Here is a 23,149-nt window from a genome sequence, read left to right on the forward strand (position 1 = left end):
CACGCCTTATCGCTCCGCCTTCCTCCACAGCGGAGACTGGCCCGACCGGAAATAGCGGACGAATCCGTAGAGGGCCGCGGCGTTCATGACCGAGAAATACAACGGAAAGTACAGCACGCCGCCGATCGACTGCCGGCGGAGAAGGTAGCCGAAGCCGGCCGCCGCATAGAAGGCGGCCTGGGCCACGAAGATGAGCGTATACGGCTGCCTCGCCGCCAACGCGCCGCTCGTCGCGAACGCGCCCAACAGGAAGAACGGCGCCAGCCATCGCAGCAGCTTGTGCGAGGCGAATTCGAGCCCGAACCACGTCGGCCAGGGAACGAAGAACTGCCGGAACCGCGACACGATCTGGTAGCCGGCCGATGCGTAGCGCACCTTCAAATGAAACTCGTCGAAGAGGTTCTTCGACGCGTACTCCGCCGAGGTCGCCTGCGGCTCGTAGACGACGCGGTAGCCCGCGTCGATCATCTGGAGCGTCAGATACATGTCGTCATGGACGATCGACGAAGGCAGCCCGCCGAAGAGGGTGCGCCGCATGGCGAAGATCTCGCCGTCCGCCGTCACGATGGATCCGACGGCGCTCTCCCAGCATTTCAGGGACGATTCGTAGCCCCAATACGCCGTCTCCCCCTGCGTCGCCGCGCGCTGGCGATCTTCGAGCACGATCTTGCGCCCCGACACGCCGCCGACCTTCGGATCGGCGAAGTGCCGGATCATGGTGAGGACGGCGTCGCGCGAGTAGTCGGTGTTGGCGTCCGAGAAGAGCAGGACCTCTCCGGTGCAGGCGCCGACGGCGCGGTCGAGCGCCGCCGACTTGCCGCGCCGCTCGGGTTGGTGCATCAGCGCCACACCGCGGTCCGCGTATTCGGCGACGATGTCCGCCGTGCGATCCGTCGAGCCGTCGGCCGCGACGATGATCTGGAGCAGCTCGCGCGAGTAGTCGAGGGCGAGGGTGTTCTCCAGCTTCTGCCGGATCGCCTTCTCTTCGTTACACGCCGCGATGACCAGACTGACCCGCGGCCGATACGCGGGATCGGCCTTGTCGGGGTTTGGCCGCACCCTGGCGAGCAGGAACATCAACACCGGGTAACCGATGTAGCTGTAGCCGATCAGGACGACCGATACCCAGAAAACCGTGGTCAGCGCCACTACCGTCATGCCGCCCCCAGTGCGATGTCAGCCGGCGACGCCGTGCCCAGATGCGCCGCCGCGAGTGATTCGACCCGTATCGCCACGGCATCCCAGGTGTGATCGGCCAAGGCCTGCCGCCGCGCCGCCAGGCCCATGCGAGTACGCAGGGCCGGATCGGCGACCAGTTCGCCGATCGCCGCGGTCAGGTCGCCGCCGTTGCGCTGATTCACGATCCAGCCGTTTTCGCCAGGCCTGATCACGTCCCGCACCGGCGCGACGTCAGGCCCGATGATCGCCTTTCCGAGCGCCATGAATTCGAAGAGCACGATCGGCGAGCCGAATTCGTTGGAGTCGGGCAGGACGCAGATGTCCATCGCGTCGAGGTAGCTCGGCACCTCGGCCCTCGGCACGGGGCCGGTGAGCGTGGTGAACGGCTCGAGCCCGGCGCGAGCGATCGCCTCGCGGAGCTCGTGCGCCACCGGACCGTCGCCGACGAGCAGCAGCCGGACGTCGCCGTGCGTCTGCCGCAACGTCCCCAGCGCCGCGACGAGCCGATCGAGCCGATCCCACCGATCGAACCAGCCGGCAAACCCGACGACAGTCGCATCGCCGAGGCCGAGCCTGGCGCGCACGGCCCGTCCATCCGCGTGCTGGAAACGCGCCGGGTCGATGGCGTTCGGCACGACGTGCACGTGGCCCGGCCGGCCGCCCCGCTGCAGGACCTCCCGCTGCAGGAAGCTCGACACGGTGATGATTTCGTCGGCCCGCGAGAATGTCTGGCGCTCGAACCAGCGGGAGAGCCGGAGCAGCTTCTGCGCTCTCGCGCGTTGGATGCCGGTGACCTCGTTGACCTCGAGGATGACCGGACGGCCGTACCATTTGGCGACCCAGACGCCGGCCGACATGAAGAACGCGTACCGTTCGTAATACACCCTCGGCTCGCGGCCGCGAAGCCGCCGCGGGAGCGTCACCAGGGCGTAAGCGTTGTACGCGATCTCCGCCAGCTCGAAGACGAACTGCGGGCACGAGCAACTGAGCCACTTCCACAGCCGGCTGATGCCTGATGGCCGCGCGATTCCCTTCATGTCCTTGTCGAGCGGCACGTCGGCGGCGGGCGCCAGCGGATCGACGCCGGGAGGAGAGACCAGCGTGACGGCGTGGCCGCCGCGCAGCAGCGCCCGCACCACGCTGGTGATGTGGACGCCTTCGCCTCCCCGGCCGGCCGTGCGGTGATGGTAGATGAACTGCATCACGCCCAGCACATTCTGGAGACGGGCACGAACGTCAGGCCTTCCCGGCGGGCAGCCTGGAGCACCTCGGGCAGCGCTTCGAGCGCGGCCTGGTTGTGGCCGTGGTACAGGATGATGTCGCCGGCGACCAGCCGTCCGTTCGCGGCCACCCGCGTGATGTCGTCAGCGGTTTCCGCGCGGAAGTCCTTGTAGTCGACGCTCCACAGGACGACGGTGCTGCCGGTCAGCCATGCGAGAACCGTGGAGGCGGTGCACAGCGTGCCGCGCGGCGGACGGAACAACCGGCCCGCCGCCGACGAATGCGCGCGCTCGACGGCGCGACGGCCGCGCTCGATCTCCGATCGGGCTTCGCGCAGGGTCAGCGCCCCGAAGTGGGGATGCGAATACGAGTGGTTGGCGATCTGATGACCATCGTTGACGATCCTCCGGACCAGGCCGTCGTGCCGATCGACCTTCTCGCCGATCAGGAAGAAGGTGGCCCGGACGTCGTGGCGCTTGAGGATCTCGAGCAGCTTCGGCGTGAACTCGGGATCGGGTCCATCGTCGAGCGTGAGCGCCACCTCGTGCCGGCTCACCGGTCCGCGCCAGGTCATCATCGCGCGCGGCGTCACGCGCATCAGCGCCGACCGGACGGCGGCGGCCCAGCCGCGTACGCGATCCTGGTGATACAGGGCTCGGTACCGGGCCGCCATGCTCGCGAGGCTGAACGAGCCGCGAACTTGCTTCGCGCCGGATTCACCGAGTCGCGCACGGAGAGTGGGGTCCGAGAGCACACGAATCAGGGCGGCGGACAACGCCAGGGAATCGTTCGGCGCGACGAGCACGCCGGATTCGCCGTTCACGATCACTTCCGGCACTCCGCCCACCGCTGTCGCGACGACCGGGATGCCAGTCGCCATCGCTTCGAGCATCGCGAGCGGTATGCCTTCGGTTCGGGAAGGCAGCACGAACAGATCGAAGTCTCGAACGAATCGTTCGACCGACTGCTGATGGCCGGCGAACTCGACGCGGGATTCCAGCCGCAGTTCGCGCACCCTCGCGTGCAGGGATTCGCGCTCGGGACCATCGCCGACGATCACGAGGCGGCAGTTGGGAATCGCGCGCTGGACGGTGGAGAAAGCGTCGATCAGCGAATCGATCGCCTTCTCGGGTGCGAGTCTCGCGACGGTGCCGATGACGAGTCCCGCACCCGCGGTTCGGCGTTCGCCATCTTCGGCGCCGGTGCGTACCCGGAACCGCTCGACGTCGATGCCGTTGGCGATGGTGCGCAATCCGCGCCCGCGGTAGTGTCGCGCCACGATCTGCTCGGTCATGCGAGACACCGCGACGACCGAGTGAAAGGCGGGCCCCGCCAGTCTGAATTTCAGACGGTGACGCCAGCCTTTGGTTTCGAGCATCGTGTCATGCTGCGTATGGACTCGTACCGGAGTGCCGGCGAGGCGGGCGGCCCACCCGGCATAGAGCATGGGATCGACGCCGTGCGTGTGCAGGACGTCGATCTTGTCGGCGAGCAAGAGCCGCCGCAGCCGCGGAATCAGCCCGAGACCGAGCCCCGCGCGGCGGCCGACGAGCTTCACCGCGATCCCTTCACTCTCGAGGGCGGGCGCCAGGCGTCCCTTCTCGTCCAGGCAATAGACGAACACACGGGCGCCCATCCGCGCCGTCGCGACTGAGAGGTCGCAGACGAGCCGTTCGAGGCCACCTGGTTGGAGGCTCAGGACCACGTGAGCGACGGTCGCCCCTGATCGCATCTGCGTGGTTCCGGTATCGCTCGTCATTGCCCGCGCGTCTATTTCAATGGGCGGCCGGACATCCGGCGCGTCTAGGATCTTTTGCACCTGCTGCTCGTGAAACCCATGGTTGTGCAAGCCGACCGCCAGAGGATGGCCTCGATCGACGTTTTTCGGCAAGCGACGTGTAATCAGTCAGTTACGTCTGTTATTGGTCAGGACTATAATCTCGAATCGCGACGACGGCGTCGTGGTCAGCGAGGTAGTCTCCACGTCAGGTGTCTTTTATCTGGGTGACCAGAGACAAATGTCCGCAATTCAAGGATTACATATCCGTCGTCCTGCGGACGGAGCGTCGACTCGCGGCGCTCTCGAAGTCACCCGATGACGCGACTTTTAGCGTCGTTCTGCTGGATAAATGCGGGTTGCTGGTCGCAGTTGCCCGCATTTTCGCGGACTTTTCGGCTTGGTCAGGGGGAGCACCGTGGCTAATTCCTTGCTCTCAACGGGTCAATCCAGATGAGTAGCGATCTCAAGAGGTTCGGCCGCAAGACGTCTACGTATACGCTCGGCAATTTCATCTATCGCGGCGCGTCCTTCGTGCTCGTGCCGCTGTATATGCGGACCCTGACGCCGGCGGATTTCGGAATCCTGGAGTTGATCACCACGATCGGCTACCTGGTTCAGACGCTGATCAGCGCCGGCGTGGCCCACGCGGCGCTGCGCTACTACTACGAATACGAAGACGAGCGCGATCGGCATGCGGTCATCAGTTCGGCTCTCATCGGGACGTTCCTCTACGTTTCAGCCGCGGCGCTCATCTTCGCGCTCAACGCGGGAAATCTTTCGCGATGGCTGTTTCATTCGGATGCGTATGCGCTGCCGTTCAGGCTCGTCGCCCTGCTGATGGTGCTCGAGACCACGCGCGAGATCAACATGGCCTTCGTCCGGGCCAAGGAGCGCGCCGGGTTCTTCATCGTGGTGTCGCTGCTGCAGCTCACCGTACAGATCAGCGCCACCGTCTGGACGGTCGTGTACCTGAAGCTGGGCTTCGTCGGCATCCTCTGGGGCACGGTGGCGGCGACAGCGTGCGTCTGGCTGTTGCTGACGCTCTTCACCGCCCGTCACTGCGGCCTGCGGTTCGAGCCTTCCCGGCTTCGGCCCTTGTTCGGCTACGCGGCGCCGTTAATGCTGTCGGCGATGGGATGGTCGACGTTCCAATATCTCGATCGATTCGTGTTGAACGCCTTTGCGAGTTTGACGGCACTCGGCCTGTTCTCGGTGGCGCTGAAGGTCGGGAGCGTCATCCCGATCCTGGTGGTGACGCCATTCACCAACAGCTACGGGCCCTTCCGCTTCTCGATCATGAAGCGTCCGGACGCCGAGCACCTGTACGCGCGGACGATGACCTACTATGTGGCGGGCGCTGGCCTGGTTACCGTTGCGCTGGCGGGATTGAGCCATGAACTGATCCGAATTGCGGCCACACCCGAGTACTGGGGAGCCGCCCAACTGATACCGTTCGCCGTCATCCCGGGATTCTTCGGCGGCATTCAGTACTGTTTGCAGACCGGTCCGCTGGTGCGAAAAGAGACCAAGTGCCTCTTCTACATTGCCATCGCCACCGGCGCCGTCAATATCGTGCTCGTGCTGGCACTGGTGCCGACGCTCGGAGCGATCGGCGCCGCCCTTGCGGCAGTTGGCTCGGGCATCTACGGGATCTCGCACACCTACGTCGTGTCGCAGCGCTTCTATCCGATTGCCTACGAATTCAAGAAGCTCGCGCGCATCGTCGGCCTCGGCGTGGGGCTTGTGGCACTGGCATTCCTGATCCCGCTCAACAATCTCTGGCTCGCCATCGCCGTCAAGAGCGCGATTGTCGCGTGCTACCCGCTCGGTCTCTTCGTGCTCGGCGTGTTCACCGCCGACGAACGGCGGGCCATCGCCGATGCGTGGGAGCAGGTGGTGGCGCGCCTTCGCGGCGAGCGCGTTCCGAGCGCCACGGCGGCGTCCGTATCGCCGGGCAACTGAGATGGAGCAGGTGACGCACGGCGACGGCGCCCGCGTGTCGATCGGTCTCCCCGTGTACAACGGTGAGCGGTTCCTCGATCGGGCGCTGACCTGTCTGCGGTCACAGACGTTTCGCGAGTTCGAGCTGGTGATTTCCGACAACGGATCGACCGACGAAACCGCGGCCATTTGTGCCAGGCACGCCGCCGAGGACGGGCGCATCCGTTACCTGCGGGAAGAGACAAATCGCGGCGCTTCGTGGAATTTCAACAACGTCGTCCGCGGTTCTACCGCCGACTACTTCATGTGGGCCGCGCACGACGATCTCTGGCACGAGACTTACGTCGCGCGATGCGTCGAGCTTCTCGACGCGCGACCGGACATCGTCCACTGCTATGCCGGCGGCGTCTCGATCGACGAACACGATCGCCCGTTGCGCAATCTCAGGTTTGGCCCGGACTTGACCTGCGATTCGCAAAGTGAACGCCTACGGCGCTATTTCAGCAATCCCACCGCGTTTCACTCGCTATTCGGCTTGATCAGACGGTCTGCCCTCGGCTTCACCGACCTGATGCCGAACTGCTTCGCCGGCGACGTCATTTTTCTCGCGCAACTGTCGCTGGTCGGGCGCGCGACCTACGTCGACGACAGGCTCTTCTACAATCGCGATTTCGACGGGCGGGCGACCCGCGTGCTCACCGAGTCGGAAGCCGCCGCCTGGTACGATCCCGCGAATGCCGCCAGGACGCCGTCGTCGCGATTCACCCAGCTTCGCCTGGTCGGCCGAGCCATCCGACGCGTGCCGATGTCCATGGCCGAGCGCGTCCGATGCGCGCTGACGCTCTTGCGGTGGGCGAACTGGAATCGGCGGTTCCTGCTCACGGAAGCCATGGCCACCCTGCGTCCGTCCAGACCGTAATGGGCCGGACGCGTTCCTTCAGAGACATATGCCCTTTGGCGTAACGAAACGGCGGGGTGTGCTGCGCCTCCGCGTTGGGGAAGTCGTCGTGGTCCGATCCGCCGAGGAGATCCTGGCGACGCTCGACGCCGACGGCAGGCTCGACGGCATGCCCTTCATGCCGGAGATGCTGCCCTTCTGCGGCCAGGAATTCACGGTGCTCAAGCGCGCGCACAAGGCGTGCGACACCATCACCCGCGGCATCTGGCGCCTGCGCCGTGTCGACGATGCCGTGCACCTGTCGACGCGGTGCGACGGCGCCGCGCACGGCGGCTGCGAGGCGGCCTGCATGCTCTTTTGGAAGGAAGCGTGGCTGAAACGGGCCGCCTCGAAAGACGACGCGCCGCCGCCAGACCGGACGCCGGCCTGCAGCGCCGCGACGCTGGTCGAGCGCACGCAGGTGGTCGGCACCGACGCGGATGGCAAGGGCCCGACCTATGCCTGCCAGGCAACCGAGCTCCTGAACGCCTCGCATCCGATGTCACTCTGGGATGTCCGCGCCTATGTCGCGGACATCTGGTCCGGCAACGCCACGCTGTGGCAGACGTTGAAGGCGTGCTCGATCTATGCGCTGAACACGCTCCAGCAGAAACGGAAAGGTCGGTCGTTTCCGCACTTTCAGGGCAGTCTCCAGCAGACGCCGCGCGAGCGGCTCGATCTGCAGGCAGGCGAGTTGATCCAGGTCAAGACGTTGCGTGAGATTGAAGCCACGCTCGACGTCAAGGACAAGAATCGCGGCCTGTCGTTCGATGCCGAAATGGTGCCGTATTGCGGCAGCCAGGTTCGCGTCCAGCAGCGCGTGGCGAAGATCATCAACGAGGCCTCGGGGAAAATGATGAGGTTGCCGGGCGATTGCATCATGCTCGAGGGCGCCATCTGCGAGTCGCGCTACCACCTGATGTGTCCGCGCGGCATCTTTCCGTATTGGCGTGAAGTCTGGCTGTCGCGTCCCGCTCCCACCGGTGAAGCCGGGGCGGCGCCGCCAGCCGCCACGCCGTCTCGGCCTATCGAGTCCTAGCGCGACGTTCAGATCGTGATGACGATGCGCTTCCGATACATCCAGTAGCAGGTCAGCCAGAGCAGGGCCGAAACCACCGCGTACTCGCCGAGCCATGGCAACCAGCTGAGATGCCGGCCGACGCCGCGCCACAGGCTCTCGGCGAAGAGATGCAGCATCAGGTACATGGCGAGTGAATTCGTGCCGACGACGACCAGCGGAAACGCCCAGGCTCTCGCGCCCCAGACCTCGATCGTGCTGACGAACGCGGCCAGGATCAGGAAGACGCAGCCGCCGCTCAGCAGAGTGTAGGACGGCGTCCAGATCGACTTCACAATCGGGCAGAGCGTCCATCCCATCAGCAGGCCGGCGCCGATCAGTGCGGCGCCCCATGCGACAAGCCACCGGCAGGCGGCAGCGGCGGACTCGGCGCGGAGCCGCTGGCCCGCCATGACGCCGAATGTCAGCGTGGCGATCGACGGCACGAAGTTCAGCGTCGCCAGGCCGGCCTTGTCATAGTCGAACGGCGAGGACCGCGGAAACAGGTTCCGCAACGATCGCTCGACGTCGGCGCCGAGGTTGCCGAACCGATTCCAGTGCGCGAAGAAGCCCCCGTACTGGTGCCAGCCGGCTGGAACGCCCGACGGCAGCGCGCCGGCTACCGGGTGAAGGGCGAAGGCCGCCCAATCGAGTCCGAGGATCGCCGCGACGAAAAGCACCTGGGTGCCGACCGGCCATCCTTCGGCGAGGCAAGCGAACGGATAGCTCAGCCCGATCTGCGGCAGAACATCGTCGGCGAAATTGAAGTCGGTCGAGGTCAGCCGCCGCGACAGGATGATGACGCCAAGGACGAGGAAGAGCAGCGTACGCCGCAGGATTCTGGTCCAGATCACCAGCGATGTATCTCCGCGGGCGCGCCGCGATGCGAGCGAGAACGGGATCGCCACGCCGACCAGGAGCATGAACGAGGGCTGGATCAGGTCCCAGAATGTGAGGCCCTGCCAGGGCACATGTCGGAACTGCGCGCCCACGGCTTGCCAGAAACGGCTGTGGGGAAAGTAATCGACGCCGAGCGCGTTGAGAAAGCCCTCGCCCATGAGGGCGACCATCACGAATCCGCGGTACGCGTCGAGTGACGCCAGCCGTGGGCTCGCCGGCCGCGGAGAAGCGCTCGCCTCGGTGGCGTACGGGGCCGCGATTGCGGCCGCAGGCGACAGGGCCAGGTTGCCGTACGCAGGCGAGCTGGTCACGCGCCTACGACAATCTTTCTCCCGTAGAACGCCTCGGCATAGGCGTCGGGGGCCCGGCATTCCATCCCGCGCAGCCGCATCAGCCCGAAGAACGTTTCGTCGGCGAACCAGTGCTTGCCGCGCTGGGTGCCAAAGACCTCGTGCAGTCCTCGGACCTTCTGGCGCGCAATCGCCCGCGTCAACGGGACGAAGCAGTTGGGCGTGCCGAGATCGCCGTCGTATTTCGGGATTTCGTACTCGAGGATGCAGTGATCCCGGAAAGTGTTCCAGCAGAGATCGGAGAGCACGCGATGATCCTGATGGCGATCGTCGCGGTAGTGGGTGAAGACGATGTCGGGAGAACATTGCGCCTTCATCTGCTCGAAGATCGCCTTGACGTCGGCGACGGCCGATGGAAGGAAGCCGTCCTGGAAGCGGTGAACCGTCACTTCCGCCGAACGCGCGCGTCGAAGGAATCGCCGCGCGCCGCGGCGGGCCTCGCGCTCGCGCGCGTCGTTGGCCGAGAACACCACCCACCGCACGTCGACTCGCCGCCGGGCCGCGAGCTGAAGAATCGTCCCGCCGCAGCCGATCTCGATGTCATCGGAATGGGCGCCGACGCAGAGGATCGTGAGCGGCGACCGGTCACCGGCCGCCAGACGGAAGTGCTGCATGGGTCCGGCGACTCAGACGATGGCCGCTTCGACCGGACTCGCGGCGGCGTTCTTCCAGACTTCCCACGGGGCGCTGCCCTTGGAGAAAATCTCCTCGAGCTGCGTGCGATCCTTGAAGGTGTCCATCGACTGCCAGAAGCCGTCGTAGGCATAGGCCGCCAGCCGGCCGGCTCGCACGAGCCGGTGGAACGGCTCACGCACGAGTTCCTCTCCGGGGTTGATGTAATCGAAAATCTCGCGCTTCAGGATGAAGAAGCCGCCGTTGATGCGAACCGGCGTCTGGGTGATGTCCTCGATCGACGTGACCATGCCCGAGCTGTTCGACGAGACGAGGTGGTAGCTGAGGTTGGGCTTGACGCTGACGAAGCTGGCGACGGCGTCGGTCGCCTGGAAGTGCTCCATCTGACTCGCGAACGGCAGGTCGGCCAGCCCGTCGCTGTAGTTGGCCAGAAAGAGCCGGTCGCTGCCGACGAGGGGCTCGACCGCCTTGAGCCGCTGGCCGATGTTGGAGGTCAGGCCCGTGTCGACGAACGTGATCTTCCAGTCGCCGATGTCGCTGGCCAGGAGGTCGATCTTCCTGCCGCCTTCGGACAGCACGAAATCGTTCGAGAGCGTCTCCGTGTAGTTCAGGAAATAATTCTTGATGACGTCGCCACGATAGCCCAGGCACAGGATGAACTCCTTGTGGCCATGGTGGGCGTAGTACTTCATCAGATGCCACAGGATCGGCCGATAGCCGATGGTCACCATGGGCTTCGGGAGGTTGTCGCCAGCCTCGCGAATCCGCATGCCCATGCCGCCGCAGAACAATACGACTTTCATACGTCCTCTACCGCGCCTTCGATGCCTAGAGTGCCGCCACCGAACTTTGCCACCGCAGCGAGCCGTCGAGACGGCCGTCGCGCATATGCGCCTCGATGCGCTTCAGACGGACGAAGCCGCCGAAGCTGTCGGCGGTGAGGCCGTTTCGCACGAAGCTCCCGTACATCTCCTCGACGCCCTTTCGGACCGTCCACTCCGTCTTGAACCCGGGAAGACGCCGGTGCAGCTTCTCGCAGCTGACGCGGTAGCAGCGCGGATCCGGACCGCCCCCCTCGAGGTATTCGATCGTGCAATTCGGCACGACCGACTTCACGATGTCGGCGACGTCGCGAATCTGATAGTTCTCCTCGGAGCTGCCGACGTTGAAGGCCTGGTTGTGGACGGCTTCCCGCGGCGACTCGAGCACGGCGAGAAACGCCCGCGAAATGTCGCGGATGTGCACGAGCGGGCGCCAGGGCGTGCCGTCGCTCTGAATGACGACCTTGCCGGTCGTGTAGGCAACGCCGACGAAGTTGTTGACGACGATGTCGGCGCGCAGCCGCGGCGAGGCGCCGTAGGCCGTGGCGTTCCGCAGATAGACCGGGCTGAAGGCCTCGTCCGCCAGCTTCGCCACGTCGGCCTCGACCAGCACCTTGGAACGGCCGTACGCGGTAATCGGGTTGAACGCTGCCGTTTCGTCGAGCAGGTCGTCCCCGGCGGCGCCGTACAGGCTGCACGAGGAGGCGAACAGGTAACGGGAGACGCCGGCCTCTTTCGCGGCGCGGGCCAGGCTGACACTGCCGAGGTGATTGATGTCGTAGGTGCAGGACTCGTCCAGACAGCCGAGCGGATCGTTGGACAGCGCGGCCAGGTGGATGACGGCGTCGAATCCCCGAAGGTCGGACGCCGTGACGTCTCGGATGTCCTTGCGGATGGCTGGAACCGGGCGCGGTCCCGGGCCGAAGTCGGCGCCTTCGTACAAATAGGTGTCGAGGCCGGTGACCTGGTGCCCGGCCTGTGCGAGGACGTCGGTCATGACCGACCCGATGTAGCCGTGATGTCCGGTGACGAGTACCTTCATAGCGGATGCTTCGCCTCTGCCTTGTTCAAGATAAGTGTTGATGGGCGCCTGCGACGGCTGGCGACCTGTCTCGGATTGAGCAAAGAGTCCGCCAGCCAGGCCGACTCGTGCCGGTCGATTTTGGCGGGGTTTTTCGCGATGTTTTCAGCGTTTCGCGGTCTGGCCCGCGCGCAGAATAGAAAAGTCGCCGAAACGAATGACTAAAATCTCCTCAGAGTGCAACTCAAGTCGTCTTTTCAAACCCATGACGAAGCCGCCGGTCGGACCCCGATCCCCTGAACCCGGCTCGCTCGCGGAAAAACCCACCATTCCCACGCCCCTCGGCCAGCCGGCCCCCTGCCAGGCCCTTGGCGAGGGCTTTGCTGTCGTGGCCGGGTCAAACTCCATCCCGCAAATCAGCGGCACATTTTGGCGCCGGTATCAATAGTGACCGGCGCGGACGGCGGACGTTCATGATATTCACCGAAACGAAACTGAAAGGCGCGTTCCTCATCGATCTCAGTCGACGCGAGGATGAGCGCGGATTCTTCGCCCGGGCCTTCTGCCAGAACGAGTTCGCCGAACACGGACTGAAGTCGGTGATCGCCCAGGCCAATATCGGGTTCAATCGCCGCAAGGGCACCCTGCGCGGCATGCACTTCCAGTATCCGCCGGCCGCGGAAACGAAGCTGGTTCGCGCGAGCCGTGGCGCCGTTCTGGACATCATCGTGGATCTCCGGCCGGAATCGCCCACCTACCTGCAGCACGTCTCGGTCGAACTCTCAGCCGACAACCATCGCGGCATCTACATCCCCGAGCGGTTCGGCCACGGCTATCAGGCCCTCGAGGACGACACGGAAACGACGTATCAGGTCGGAGAGTTCTACACGCCTGGATCAGAGGGCGGGCTGCGGTACGACGACCCGGCGCTCGGGCTCGAGTGGCCGCTGCCGATCTCGGTCATGTCGGAGAAGGATCGCCAGTGGAGTCTCATGGCGGAGGCGGCGCAGGACCTCCGGGCGCGCATGACGCTGCCGGTCGAATCGAGGGTGAGATGATCATCGTAGACAAGGCACTGCAGGCGCGGGAAGCGGCGGGCGCTCCGATCCGCGTGGCGATGACCGGCGCCGGCTTCATGGGCCACGGACTCGCCAACCAGATCGTCAAGAGCGTGCCGGGCATGCGGATGGTGGCGATCTACAACCGACGCAGCGCCAGGGCGCTCGATGCCTTCGAGTACGCGGGGCTGAAGGCGATCGAAGCCTCGACCCAGGCAGCCGTCGATCGCGCCATCGAGGAAGGCAAGCCGGTCGTAACCGAAGACGCGATGCTGCTCGCCCGATCGCCGCACGTCGACGTACTGGTCGAAACCACTGGTTCGGTCGAGTTCGGCGCGCGGGTCATCCTCGAGGCGTTCAAGCACGGCAAGCACGTCGTCCTGCTCAACGCGGAAATCGACGCCACGATCGGGCCGATTCTCCAGGTCTACGCCGAGAAGCACGGGGTCGTATTGTCGGCGTGCGAGGGAGACGAACCGGGCGTCCAGATCAATCTGTATCGATGGGTCCGCGGCCTCGGGCTGCTGCCCCGCGTGATCGGCAACGTCAAGGGACTGCAGGATCCGTATCGCACGCCGGAAACCCAGAAGGCGTTCGCCGAGAAGTGGGGCCAGAATCCGGCCATGGTGACCAGCTTCGCCGACGGCTCCAAGATCAGCTTCGAGCAGGCGATCGCGGCGAACGCGACCGGGTTCGTGGTCCAGTCGAGGGGGATGTCGCGAGGTCGTGAGTACCGCGGCGACGTCATGTCGATTGGCAGCTTGTACGACATCGACGAACTGCGCGCGCTCGGCGGCATTGTCGACTACGTCGTCGGCACGCCGCTCACCAAGGTCTACGTCCTCGCGGAGCACACGGATCCCAAACAGCAGCACTACCTGAACTTGTACAAGATGGGGCCGGGCCCCTTGTACTCGTTCTTCATTCCCTATCATCTGGTCCATTTCGAAGTGCCCAACGCGATCGCCAGGGCCGTGCTGTTCAACGACTCCGTAGCCAAGCCGCTTGGCGGACCGGTCGTCGAGGTGTGCGCGGTGGCGAAGCGCGACTTGAAGGCGGGCGAGACGCTCGACGACTACGGCGAGTTCATGACCTACGGCGAGGCGGTCAACTCGGACGAGATGCGGCGCGAGCGTTACCTGCCCGAAGGGCTCGTCGAGGGCTGCCGCCTGCGCCGCGACATCGCGAAGGACGCCGTGATCGGGTATGACGACGTCGAGCTGCCGGCCGGACGACTGGCCGACCAGCTGCGTGCGGAGCAATATGCGCACTTTCCGGCGGCAGCGCCGGTGGCTGCCGTCGGCGTCGGTTCATAGCCCGCAACGGCAGCCGGGCGAGACCCCGAGGGACGGTGAAGTCCAGGGACGCGGTGTGGAGGATGTTCGGACGTGAACTGGAAGGTGCACAAGTTCGGTGGCTCGAGCGTGGCCGACGCCGCCTGCATGGAGCGAGTCGCGAAGATCCTCGAAGAGGATTCCTCTCCGTGCGTCGCGGCCGTCCTCTCGGCATGCCGCGGAATCACCGATGCGTTGCTGGCGCTGATTACGAATGCCGAGAGCCGTCATGATGGCGACGCCGATCGAGTGGACGCCATCAAGCAGCGGCACGTTGGTATCGCCAGGGCGCTGCTCGAGGAGCCCATCCTCGCCGAGTATCTGGCCGAACTCAGCGCCGACTGTCAGGACATCGCGAGTATTCTCCACACCGTCCGGCTGACTCGGGCCGCCGCTCCTCCGGTTCGGGACCTGGTCGCCGGCTTCGGCGAAATCTGGTCGACGCGGCTGTTCACGCGCTACCTGAGAGCGCGCGGCCGTCGCGCCGGCGACGTCCGGTGGATCGATGCGCGCGACGTCATCGAGGTCGATGCGGCGCCACTCGGTCCGAGCGTGCGCTGGCCGGAGTCGCGCGCGAACGCCGATCGGGTGATGTCGAGCCCTGGCCCCGCCACGCTCATCGTGACAGGGTTCATCGCCAGAAACGCAGACGGCGTCCAGACGACACTTGGACGGGATGGCAGCGACTTTTCGGCGTCGATCGTCGGCGCCCTCCTGGACGCCTCGGAAATCGTGATCTGGACGGACGTCGACGGGATTCTGAGCGCGGATCCTCGTCGGGTCGCCGACGCCACGGTCATCGAGTCGCTCTCGTACCAGGAGGCGATGGAGCTCGCGTACTTCGGCGCCAAGGTGCTGCACCCGAAGACCATGGCGCCAGCCGTGAAGCGCGGCATTCCCATCTGGATCCGGAACACCTTCGCGCCTCACAATCCGGGAACCCTGATCTGCGCCAAACCGGCCTCGTCCCGGGCGGTGAAGGGCATTACCACCATCGATCAGGTCGCGCTCATCAACCTGGAAGGCACCGGCATGATCGGTGTCCCAGGAACGGCGCAGCGACTCTTCGGCGCGCTCCGCGAACATGGCATCTCGGTATCGCTCATCTCTCAGGGAAGCTCGGAACACTCGATTTGCTTCGCGCTCGCGCAGGCCGACGCCGACCGCGCGGCGGCGATCGTCCGCGCCGCGTTCGAACGGGAACTGGGACAGGGGCAGATTCAGCAGGTCGAAGTGGCGGAGGAGTGCAGCATCCTGGCCGTGGTCGGCGACGGGATGGCGGGAACGCCCGGCATTGCGGCGACGCTCTTCGAGGCGCTGGGCAGCGCCGGTGTCAACGTTCGGGCCATCGCGCAAGGCGCGTCCGAACGCAACATTTCCGTGGTCATCGATCGGGCCCAGGCGCCGCGCGCGCTGGGCGCGGTTCATTCGAGCTTCTACCTTTCGCCGCACACGATCTCACTCGGTGTGATCGGTCCGGGATCGGTTGGCGGCGCGTTGATCGACCAGCTGGCCTCGCAAGCCGGCCGGCTCAGGCGCGAGTTTCATCTCGACCTTCGTTTGCGCGGCGTGATGACGTCAGCCAGGATGGTGCTGGCCGACCCGTCGGTGCCGGTGGCCGACTGGCGGACGGCGCTCGACGGCGGTGTCGCTTCGGATCTCGACCGCTTCGTGGCGCACGTCGATGCCCCCCACCTGCCGCATGCGATCATCGTCGACTGCACCGCCAGCGCTGAGATCGCCCGACACTATCCGGCGTGGCTTGCCGCCGGTATTCACGTGATCACCCCGAACAAACGAGCCGGCAGCTCGGATTTCGCATCCTACCGAGCCATCGGCGAGGCGCGCCGTGCCGGGCGGTCTCATTTCATGTACGAAGCCACCGTCGGCGCCGGGCTGCCAATCATCCAGACCGTACGCGACCTCAGGGAGACCGGCGATCGCATCCTGACGATCGAGGGCATTCTCTCGGGAACGCTGTCGTATCTCTTCAACGTGTGGGATGGCCGGCAGCCATTTTCATCAGTGGTGCGCGATGCCCAGGCTCGCGGCTTCACCGAACCCGACCCGAGAGACGACCTGTCCGGCCTGGATGTCGCGCGTAAGCTGGTGATTCTGGCCCGCGAAATCGGCCTCTCTCTCGAACTCGGCGACGTCGATCTGCACGGTCTCGTGCCCTCGACCCTCGAGCGCGTCGCGCCGGAGGCCTTTATCGACGGGCTTGCCGATACCGACGCACAGATGCGGGAGCGGTTCGCGGCGGCGCAGGCCGCTGATCGCGTGCTTCGATACGTGGGACGACTGGACGTGGAGGCCGGGCGCGCAACCGTCGGCCTGATGGAACTGGATCGCTCACACCTGTTTGCCAACATCAGCCGCACCGACAACGTCGTCAGCTTCACGACCAGCCGCTACGACACGAACCCGTTGGTAGTGCGTGGGCCTGGCGCAGGCCCGGCCGTCACGGCCGGTGGCGTGTTTGCTGATCTGTTACGCGTCTGCGCGTATCTCGGCGCGCAGGTGTGACGGCGCCGATCAGCGGAGCGCCATGAGGCGCTCGTGGTCGAGCGTACAGGTCGTTTCACCCGACGCGCTGATGAATGCGACCACGACGTCTTTGTCTGGCGCGAAGGCGCCAGGCGCAAACGAGAAGAAGCCCCTGGCGAGCTGCCGGGTCGAGCCGTCGGGCATCTTGGCAGCGATGGGGCCGACCGTGGAAGTCGTCGGCCGTACCACGGCACTTCCGCGTCGAATCTCGAGGCGCGAAATCGCTTCGGCGTGCGGCGAACTGTCGGCCGGAAACACGTATATCCCGACGCCCCACCTGTTGACGTCGCCCGGTGCGATCTGCCGGCCGCTCCGGCCGCTTTTCGCCGATTCGAACGCGGCCGACGCCACCCGCGAGAACGGCGTCGCGACGCGCGCGTCGTAGCGGCCGTCGCTCGACGGACAGAGCTGGTACGGCGCAACCGCACAGGCCGCTCCGGACCGCCCGCAGGCTGTGGCCTGTTGCAGTGTGTCGGGTGTCAGCGCAGGGATGATGCCGGCCGGATTCGGAAGGGCCGTCTGCGCGATGGCCGTCGCCCAACCCAGTGCCCACGCCAGGCCGCCGATCATCGCGAGATGTGTGCGCACGCCTGGTTACTGGAACAAGCCGTAGATCGTGAGTCGCGTCGCCGATGCGACGTAGACCCTGCCGTTGGCGACGAGGGGCGCGCTGAATTTGACCGCTTCGTCGAGCACATCGCGACTCCCAGCCTGATCGGAATGATACAGCTCGTTTCCAAGGTTCGACGCGTCGTAGGCGTGCAGCGCGCCCGATGCCGTGCCGCGCCGCTCGATCGCCCACAGAATGCCGTTGACGTTGCCGGCTGCCGAAACCGCCAGGGTGCCGCCCGGGTAGGCGAAGATTTCGGATGCGCGCGAGGTCGGCGAGGTCGACAACCGCCCGTTCGTCAAGGCGAACGCCTGCAGGTTGTCGGATACGGGGCTGAAGTAGACGACCCCGTTGTAGTAGATGGGCGCGCTGTAGTTTCCCGGCTCTGGCGTTCCGAACGGGAAGATATTCGCGAGCGACTGCACAATCTGGCTGTCGTCGGCCGCATGGTAGTGGCCCATGTTGTCACGATCGATGACGTCGATGGTGCCGTTCTTCCCGGCGCTCACCAGCAGGTGTGGGTGGGTGCCCGACTGATCCGGCAGAAGAGTGATGCCACCCGCCCCGAGGTCGGCGTTGGCCCCGTCGAGCGTGCCTTCGTTGTGAGGCGTGAAGTAGTCGAGGAAGGCGCCGGCCGGACCGAGCTTGATGTAGCTGTCGCCGAAATTCGTCCCCCCGCTATTGCCGTCGAAGGTGCCGTTGCCGGTGACCAGGAAGACGCTGCCGTTCGCGTCAGCCGCAAGGCCGGAGTTGGCCAGCCAGATACCTCCGCCTTCGGCGTCGGGCGAGACGCAATAGGCAAACGTCTGCTGCAGCGTCGCGGCGTTGTAGCCCAGGACCCATCCGTGGTACGGCTGAATGTCTCCGTGGCTGCCGAAGGCCACGTAGACCACGCCGTTGTTCAGCAGCAGCGCCGGACGCTGGTTTTCGTGCAACGCGTCGAACGCGACACGGCCTCCGGCACTTCCAGTACCCGTTCCGGGAACCGAAGCCTGAATGACGACCGGGCCGCCGAACTTTTCTGCGCCTGTCGTGACATCGAGCGCGTGGAGTCTCTGGACGAAAGTCTTGTTGGAGCCGATCGTCTCAGCCGTCTTGGCAACCACGTAAAGCGTGCCGGTCGCGGCATCGATGACCGGAGTCCCGGTAATGCCGATTTCCGGTGCGATGTCGCAACACTCATTGACATCGGCCGGGCTGACGGTGGTCACGCCAGCCGCAGGATTCACGAAACTGACCTGCCAGAGCGGATTCGTGTCGTTCCCGTCCGCGTCAAAGGCGTAGACGGAATCGTGCTCTGTCGCCACGTAGACGACGTTACGAACGCCGATACCCGGGACGGTGACAGCCGGCACGTAGAGCGGCGAGGCCATCGAGATGCCGTCGATCGCGTATGACCGGAGCTTTCCGAATCGGCTCGAGTTGACGTTGGCGGGAGCCAGGACCGTTTCGTTCAGATTGGCGCCCGTGCGACCGTTGTCGTTGTGGAAAGTGAAGGTTCCCGTGTAGTTGACGACGAAGACCGTCGCGCTGCCGGACAAAGACTGGTCGGTCGTCGTAGCCGACACGGTGTGGGAGCCGGTGGTCGACGGCGCCGTATACAGTCCATCGGCCGTGATGGTGCCGGATGCGGACGTGCCCCCAGCGACTCCGTCAACCGACCAGACGTATGTGCTGGAGCCGTTGCTGATCGCGCTGAACTGTACGGGACGGTTCGGGGTCAGCGTGACCGTGGCAGGGGACAGGAGCACCGAAACCCCTTGGCCCGACAGCGTGATCACCTGCGGTGCGCCGGCGGCATCGTCCTGGATCGTCAGGATTCCCGACCGGGCGCCGGCGGCCGCCGGCGTGAACGTGACCGTGACCGAGCAGGACGATCCGGCGGCGAGCGCCGTACCGCACGTCGTCGTGCGGCTGAACTCCGCAGCCTGGCTGCCGGTGGTGGAGATGGCGGTGAAGTTCAGCGGCGCCGTTCCAACGTTCGTGACGGTCAGGTCCGACGTTGGCGCGGGGACGCCAATGGCCTGCTGACCGAAGTCGATCGACGAGTTGCTCAACACGACGACCGGGACGGAGGCGCCCACGGGCGAGCTCATGTCGGACTGAATCTGTGCAGGCGTCCTCGCGACGTTGTAGACCCGCACCTCGTCGATGAGCCCCTGGAAGTACTGACCGTAAATGCTGTCGCCACCGATCTCCAGTGGGCTGGTGGACGACGCCAGTGGGCCGCTCAGGCTGGACGCTGCGACCTGGACGCCGTTGACGTACAAACGAACCGTCGTCCCATCGTAGGTTTCGGCGAGATGAGTCCAGGTGTTCGGGGACAGCACCGCTGGTGCGTAGGTGTTGCTGTTGCCGGAGCTCGCGAGCGTGACACCGGCACCGGGCCTGCCTCCGCTGTCTGTCGTGGCTTCCAGATAGTAGTTGTCGTTCCCCTTGTAGACGACGTCGCGCCAGGCGCTGCTGACCGCGGTTGGATTGACCCAGGCTTCCAGCGTCAACGCGGTGCTGAGGTGCAGTGACGGGCTGTCGGGCACGACGACGCGCGCGCTTCCGCTGAACGACAGTGCACCGCCAAACTTGCCGGCGGTGGACCACGTTGCGGAGCCGATGGTGGCGGTGTTGCCCGTGCCGGAGGAATCGAGGGCCGTGCTGCCCGAACCGTCATTGAAGGAGTAAGCGGCGACCAGTTCAGGAACCGTCGCGGTCGTCGTGACCGCCGCCATATTCGAGTACGGCCCGAGGTTGCCAGCGGCGTCTGTGGCGAGGGCGACGTAGTTGTAGGTGGTGTTGGGCGTCAGGCCCGTATCGGTGAACGTTGTACCAGTGGGTGTCGCCAGCTTGATGAACGTCGTGCAGCCCACGCCCTGGCACCGCTCGATGCGATAGCCGGTGACGCCGACGTTATCGGTGGCCGCGCTCCAGTTGAGCGACACCTGTGTACCGCTCAACGCGGTCGCCGTCAGCGGTCCCGGAGCGGAGGGTGGCTCGCTGTCGAGTGCCTGGGAGGTGACGGCGCTCGCCGTGTTGGAGTAGACGCTGAGATTGCCGGCCTGGTCGCCCGCCCGGATTCGGTAGCTGTAGCTGGTATTCGCCGACAATCCCGTGTCGTTCAGTCCGAGCGCACCGGACGTCGTGCCGATTTCGGTGAAGGTCGTGCACCCGCTGCCGGCGCACCGTTCAACGCGATAGGCCGTGACACCCACGTTGTCAACCGACGCCGTCCACGTCACGTTCACCTGCGAAGTGGACGCCGTCGTCGCTGTCGCATTCCCCGGGGCCGTCGGGGGCTGCGAGTCGACCGCGACGCCTCCAGCTTTGAACGCCGCCAGCTGCATCACCCACGCCCCGCCCGTCAACGTGGCGGCGGCGCTGTACGTGCCGACGGTCGTGACGATGCGGTCTTCGAGGATGTCGCCGTCGGGGTTGGTGACGACCCGGTTTGTGAAGCCGCTGCCCGCCGCAGTCGTGCCTTGAGCCACCAGGTTGGCTCCGACGAGCAGTTCGCTGCTGCTCCGGGTCGTCAGAGTGCCGCTGTTGCTCGGCGTGGTACTGCCCGTTGCCGCCGCAACCGCGTCGAGTGGCGCGACGGCATCGAGCCCGCGGTATTCCGCAATCCGAATATCGGGGTGACTGGCGCCCCGCGAGAACGTCACGGTGACGGTATTCCCGTTGGCCGGCGCCGACGCGATGTTGGGCGCGTAGTAGATGCTCTGCGTTCCGAGTCCGCTTCGGACGGTCGGTCCGACGGCTTTCGTATAGATGTTTCCTCGCGAGTCGGCAACGGACTGGACCTGAGCGACGGCGTCGTTCCAGCCGACGACGACGACGCTCAGATCGCCCGCAGTCTGGGCAGCCGGAAATGCAACATTGACGGACGCCACCGTCGACTGCGGCGTCGCATAGGCCATCTGCACAAAACCGATCGGAGCGGCGGCAGGCGTCGTCGCGCTGACCACCGCGGAGTATCCACTCTGATTGTTCGCGAGATCCGTGGCCCTGATCCGGTAGCTGTAGCTCGTGCCGCCGGCGACCGTCGTGTCGCTATAGGGGCTTGCTGTGGCGGTGGCAATCTGTACGAAAGCAGCGCACCCCGAACCAGTGCAGCGCTCGATCTGGTAAGCGGTGACGCCGACGTTGTCGGTGGAGGCGGTCCACGTCAGATTCATCTGGCTGGCCGAGATCGCGGTCGCGGTGAGCGAGGTCGGTGCTGTCGGCGGGGCGGTGTCTGCGGGCGCCGGCGTTGTCGCAGCGGCGATATTCGAATACGCACTCAGGTTGTTCGCCGCGTCGGAGGCGCGGACGCGATACTGATACGTCGTGCTGGCGGCGACCGTCGTGTCGCTGTAGCCGGGTGCCGTGGCGGTGCCGACTTGCGCGTACGTCGAACAGCCGGTGCCCTGGCATCGTTCGATCACGTAACTCGAAACACCGACGTTGTCAGTCGAGCCGGTCCACGCGAGCGTGATCTGACTGGTCGAAGACGCGGTGGCGGTCAATGCCGACGGCGCAGAGGGAGGAGCCGTGTCAGGTGCCGGCGGCGTCGTCACGCTGGCACTATTCGAATACCCACTCAGGTTGTTCGCCGCGTCGGAGGCGCGGACACGATACTGATACGTCGTGCCGGCGACGACGGTCGTGTCGCTGTAGTTGACTGCCGTCGCCGTGCCGACCTGCGCGAAGGTCGAGCAGCCGGCGCCCTGGCACCGTTCGACCAGATAGCGCGACACGCCGACGTTGTCGGTCGAGGCGGTCCACGCGAGATTGATCTGACTGGTCGAGAGAGCGGCGGTCAATGCCGACGGCGCAGAGGGAGGAGCCGTGTCGGGTGCCGTCGGCGTCGTCACGCTGGCGACATTCGAATACCCACTGAGGTTGTTCGCCGAATCGGAGGCGCGGACCCGATACTGATAGGTCGTGCTGGCAGCGACGGTCGCATCGCTGTAGGTCGGCGCCGTTGACGTGCCAACCTGCGCGAACGTCGAGCAGCCGGCGCCCTGGCAACGTTCAATCAGGTATTGCGAGACCGCGACGTTGTCGGTCGAGGCTGTCCACGCCAACCCCACCTGAGTGGCGGACGGGCTGCTGGCCGTCAAGCCCGCCGGAGTGCTGGGAGGCTGGGTGTCGGCGGAGCCCGACGAGGGGCGGAAGGCCACCACCTGCATGACCCAGGCGCCGCCGGTGAGCCTGGCGGTCGCGCTGTAGCTTCCGACGGTCGATGCCGTGCGATCCTCGAGAATGTCGCCGTCTGGAGTCGTGACGATGCGCGACGCGTAGCCCGTCCCGGCGCCGAGGGTTCCCTGTGCGACCAGATTTGCGCCCACGAGCAGGTCATTCGCGTATCTGGTCGTCACGGAGCCGCTGCTGGCGGTCGTGCCGGTGCCCTGGGCCCCGACGGCGACATCGAGAGGAGCGGTCGGGTCGAGTCCCCGGTATTCCGCGATGCGAACGTCGGCGAACTGCGCGGCGGGCGTGAAGACCACCGTCACGACGTTGGTGCCGGCCGCGGCAGCCGTGATGTTCCTGGCGTAGTAGATGCTCTGAGTGCCCAGGCCGCTGCTCACCGTCGGGCCGACCGCACGTGCATACACGTTTCCACGGGTGTCCGTGACCGATTGCACTTGTGCAGTCGTATCGTTCCACCCGACGACCACCACGTTGAGATTTCCCGCGGCTTGACCCGCCGTGAATCGCACGGCCACCGACGTCTGGGCAGATTGCGGTGTCGCCGCCGCGATCTGAACGAATCCAACGGCGGCC

Annotated in this window: 15 protein-coding genes; 6 read left to right on the plus strand and 9 right to left on the minus strand. The window is 65.7% G+C overall.

Annotation, left to right across the window (positions count from 1 at the left end; translation table 11 throughout):
• Positions 1 to 6: 6 nt before the first annotated feature.
• Genes VGI12_16090 through VGI12_16100 form a run of 3 tightly spaced genes read right to left on the minus strand, consistent with a single transcriptional unit; the run spans position 7 to position 4,159 of the window.
• Positions 7 to 1,158, minus strand: coding sequence for a glycosyltransferase family 2 protein (locus VGI12_16090; protein HEY2434197.1), 1,152 nt, complete (start codon positions 1,156 to 1,158; stop codon positions 7 to 9).
• Positions 1,155 to 2,381 carry a glycosyltransferase family 4 protein gene (locus tag VGI12_16095; GenBank protein HEY2434198.1) on the minus strand — a complete coding sequence of 409 codons (1,227 nt, stop codon included), beginning with the start codon at positions 2,379 to 2,381 and terminating at the stop codon, positions 1,155 to 1,157. Before VGI12_16095 ends, VGI12_16090 begins: the two co-directional genes overlap by 4 nt.
• Positions 2,381 to 4,159 carry a glycosyltransferase gene (locus tag VGI12_16100; protein HEY2434199.1) on the minus strand — a complete coding sequence of 593 codons (1,779 nt, stop codon included), beginning with the start codon at positions 4,157 to 4,159 and terminating at the stop codon, positions 2,381 to 2,383. Before VGI12_16100 ends, VGI12_16095 begins: the two co-directional genes overlap by 1 nt.
• A gap of 471 nt (positions 4,160 to 4,630) precedes the next feature.
• Between VGI12_16100 and VGI12_16105 the strand changes: the two genes are divergently transcribed.
• From VGI12_16105 to VGI12_16115, 3 genes are read left to right on the plus strand one after another with little or no spacing between them, the layout of a single operon-like run.
• Positions 4,631 to 6,142 carry an oligosaccharide flippase family protein gene (locus VGI12_16105; protein HEY2434200.1) on the plus strand — a complete coding sequence of 504 codons (1,512 nt, stop codon included), beginning with the start codon at positions 4,631 to 4,633 and terminating at the stop codon, positions 6,140 to 6,142.
• 1 nt (position 6,143) lies between these two features.
• Complete coding sequence (locus VGI12_16110; GenBank protein ID HEY2434201.1) at positions 6,144 to 7,040, plus strand: glycosyltransferase family 2 protein; 897 nt, start codon at positions 6,144 to 6,146, stop codon at positions 7,038 to 7,040.
• Between the two features lie 58 nt (positions 7,041 to 7,098).
• Complete coding sequence (locus VGI12_16115) at positions 7,099 to 8,097, plus strand: hypothetical protein (protein ID HEY2434202.1); 999 nt, start codon at positions 7,099 to 7,101, stop codon at positions 8,095 to 8,097.
• Between the two features lie 8 nt (positions 8,098 to 8,105).
• On the opposite strand, the gene VGI12_16120 is transcribed toward VGI12_16115, so the two are convergent.
• Genes VGI12_16120 through VGI12_16135 form a run of 4 tightly spaced genes read right to left on the minus strand, consistent with a single transcriptional unit; the run spans position 8,106 to position 11,861 of the window.
• Positions 8,106 to 9,326, minus strand: coding sequence for a DUF5009 domain-containing protein (locus VGI12_16120; GenBank protein HEY2434203.1), 1,221 nt, complete (start codon positions 9,324 to 9,326; stop codon positions 8,106 to 8,108).
• Entirely contained in the window at positions 9,323 to 9,979 is a 657-nt protein-coding gene (locus VGI12_16125) for a PIG-L deacetylase family protein (protein HEY2434204.1), read from the minus strand. The genes VGI12_16120 and VGI12_16125 overlap by 4 nt, the downstream gene beginning before the upstream one ends.
• Positions 9,980 to 9,991: 12 nt before the next feature.
• Positions 9,992 to 10,801, minus strand: coding sequence for a sugar phosphate nucleotidyltransferase (locus tag VGI12_16130; GenBank protein ID HEY2434205.1), 810 nt, complete (start codon positions 10,799 to 10,801; stop codon positions 9,992 to 9,994).
• Between the two features lie 25 nt (positions 10,802 to 10,826).
• Complete coding sequence (locus VGI12_16135) at positions 10,827 to 11,861, minus strand: SDR family oxidoreductase (GenBank protein HEY2434206.1); 1,035 nt, start codon at positions 11,859 to 11,861, stop codon at positions 10,827 to 10,829.
• A gap of 452 nt (positions 11,862 to 12,313) precedes the next feature.
• Between VGI12_16135 and rfbC the strand changes: the two genes are divergently transcribed.
• From rfbC to thrA, 3 genes are all read left to right on the plus strand, one after another.
• The gene (rfbC, locus tag VGI12_16140) at positions 12,314 to 12,898 is read left to right on the plus strand and encodes a dTDP-4-dehydrorhamnose 3,5-epimerase (protein ID HEY2434207.1); all 585 of its coding nucleotides are present in this window, start codon (positions 12,314 to 12,316) and stop codon (positions 12,896 to 12,898) included.
• Positions 12,895 to 14,214, plus strand: a complete 1,320-nt coding sequence (locus tag VGI12_16145; protein HEY2434208.1) for a Gfo/Idh/MocA family oxidoreductase — start codon at positions 12,895 to 12,897, stop codon at positions 14,212 to 14,214. The genes rfbC and VGI12_16145 overlap by 4 nt, the downstream gene beginning before the upstream one ends.
• Before the next feature lie 72 nt (positions 14,215 to 14,286).
• The gene (gene thrA / locus VGI12_16150) at positions 14,287 to 16,758 is read left to right on the plus strand and encodes a bifunctional aspartate kinase/homoserine dehydrogenase I (GenBank protein ID HEY2434209.1); all 2,472 of its coding nucleotides are present in this window, start codon (positions 14,287 to 14,289) and stop codon (positions 16,756 to 16,758) included.
• Between the two features lie 9 nt (positions 16,759 to 16,767).
• Here thrA and VGI12_16155 read toward each other — a convergent pair whose 3' ends face one another.
• Positions 16,768 to 17,367, minus strand: a complete 600-nt coding sequence (locus VGI12_16155; GenBank protein ID HEY2434210.1) for a hypothetical protein — start codon at positions 17,365 to 17,367, stop codon at positions 16,768 to 16,770.
• 6 nt (positions 17,368 to 17,373) lie between these two features.
• Complete coding sequence (locus tag VGI12_16160) at positions 17,374 to 23,010, minus strand: LamG-like jellyroll fold domain-containing protein (GenBank protein HEY2434211.1); 5,637 nt, start codon at positions 23,008 to 23,010, stop codon at positions 17,374 to 17,376.
• Positions 23,011 to 23,149 lie beyond the last annotated feature (139 nt).

Source organism: Vicinamibacterales bacterium (assembly GCA_036496585.1).
Lineage (GTDB): Bacteria > Acidobacteriota > Vicinamibacteria > Vicinamibacterales > 2-12-FULL-66-21 > JAICSD01.

Excerpts from the sequence above, each read along its gene's own strand:
- VGI12_16130 (HEY2434205.1), bottom strand. The coding sequence starts at position 10,801 with ATGAAAGTCGTATTGTTCTGCGGCGGCATGGGCATGCGGATTCGCGAG.
- VGI12_16145 (HEY2434208.1), top strand. The coding sequence starts at position 12,895 with ATGATCATCGTAGACAAGGCACTGCAGGCGCGGGAAGCGGCGGGCGCT.
- VGI12_16135 (HEY2434206.1), bottom strand. The coding sequence starts at position 11,861 with ATGAAGGTACTCGTCACCGGACATCACGGCTACATCGGGTCGGTCATG.
- VGI12_16125 (HEY2434204.1), bottom strand. The coding sequence starts at position 9,979 with ATGCAGCACTTCCGTCTGGCGGCCGGTGACCGGTCGCCGCTCACGATC.
- VGI12_16100 (HEY2434199.1), bottom strand. The coding sequence starts at position 4,159 with ATGACGAGCGATACCGGAACCACGCAGATGCGATCAGGGGCGACCGTC.
- rfbC (HEY2434207.1), top strand. The coding sequence starts at position 12,314 with ATGATATTCACCGAAACGAAACTGAAAGGCGCGTTCCTCATCGATCTC.
- VGI12_16090 (HEY2434197.1), bottom strand. The coding sequence starts at position 1,158 with ATGACGGTAGTGGCGCTGACCACGGTTTTCTGGGTATCGGTCGTCCTG.
- VGI12_16095 (HEY2434198.1), bottom strand. The coding sequence starts at position 2,381 with ATGCAGTTCATCTACCATCACCGCACGGCCGGCCGGGGAGGCGAAGGC.
- VGI12_16105 (HEY2434200.1), top strand. The coding sequence starts at position 4,631 with ATGAGTAGCGATCTCAAGAGGTTCGGCCGCAAGACGTCTACGTATACG.
- VGI12_16110 (HEY2434201.1), top strand. The coding sequence starts at position 6,144 with ATGGAGCAGGTGACGCACGGCGACGGCGCCCGCGTGTCGATCGGTCTC.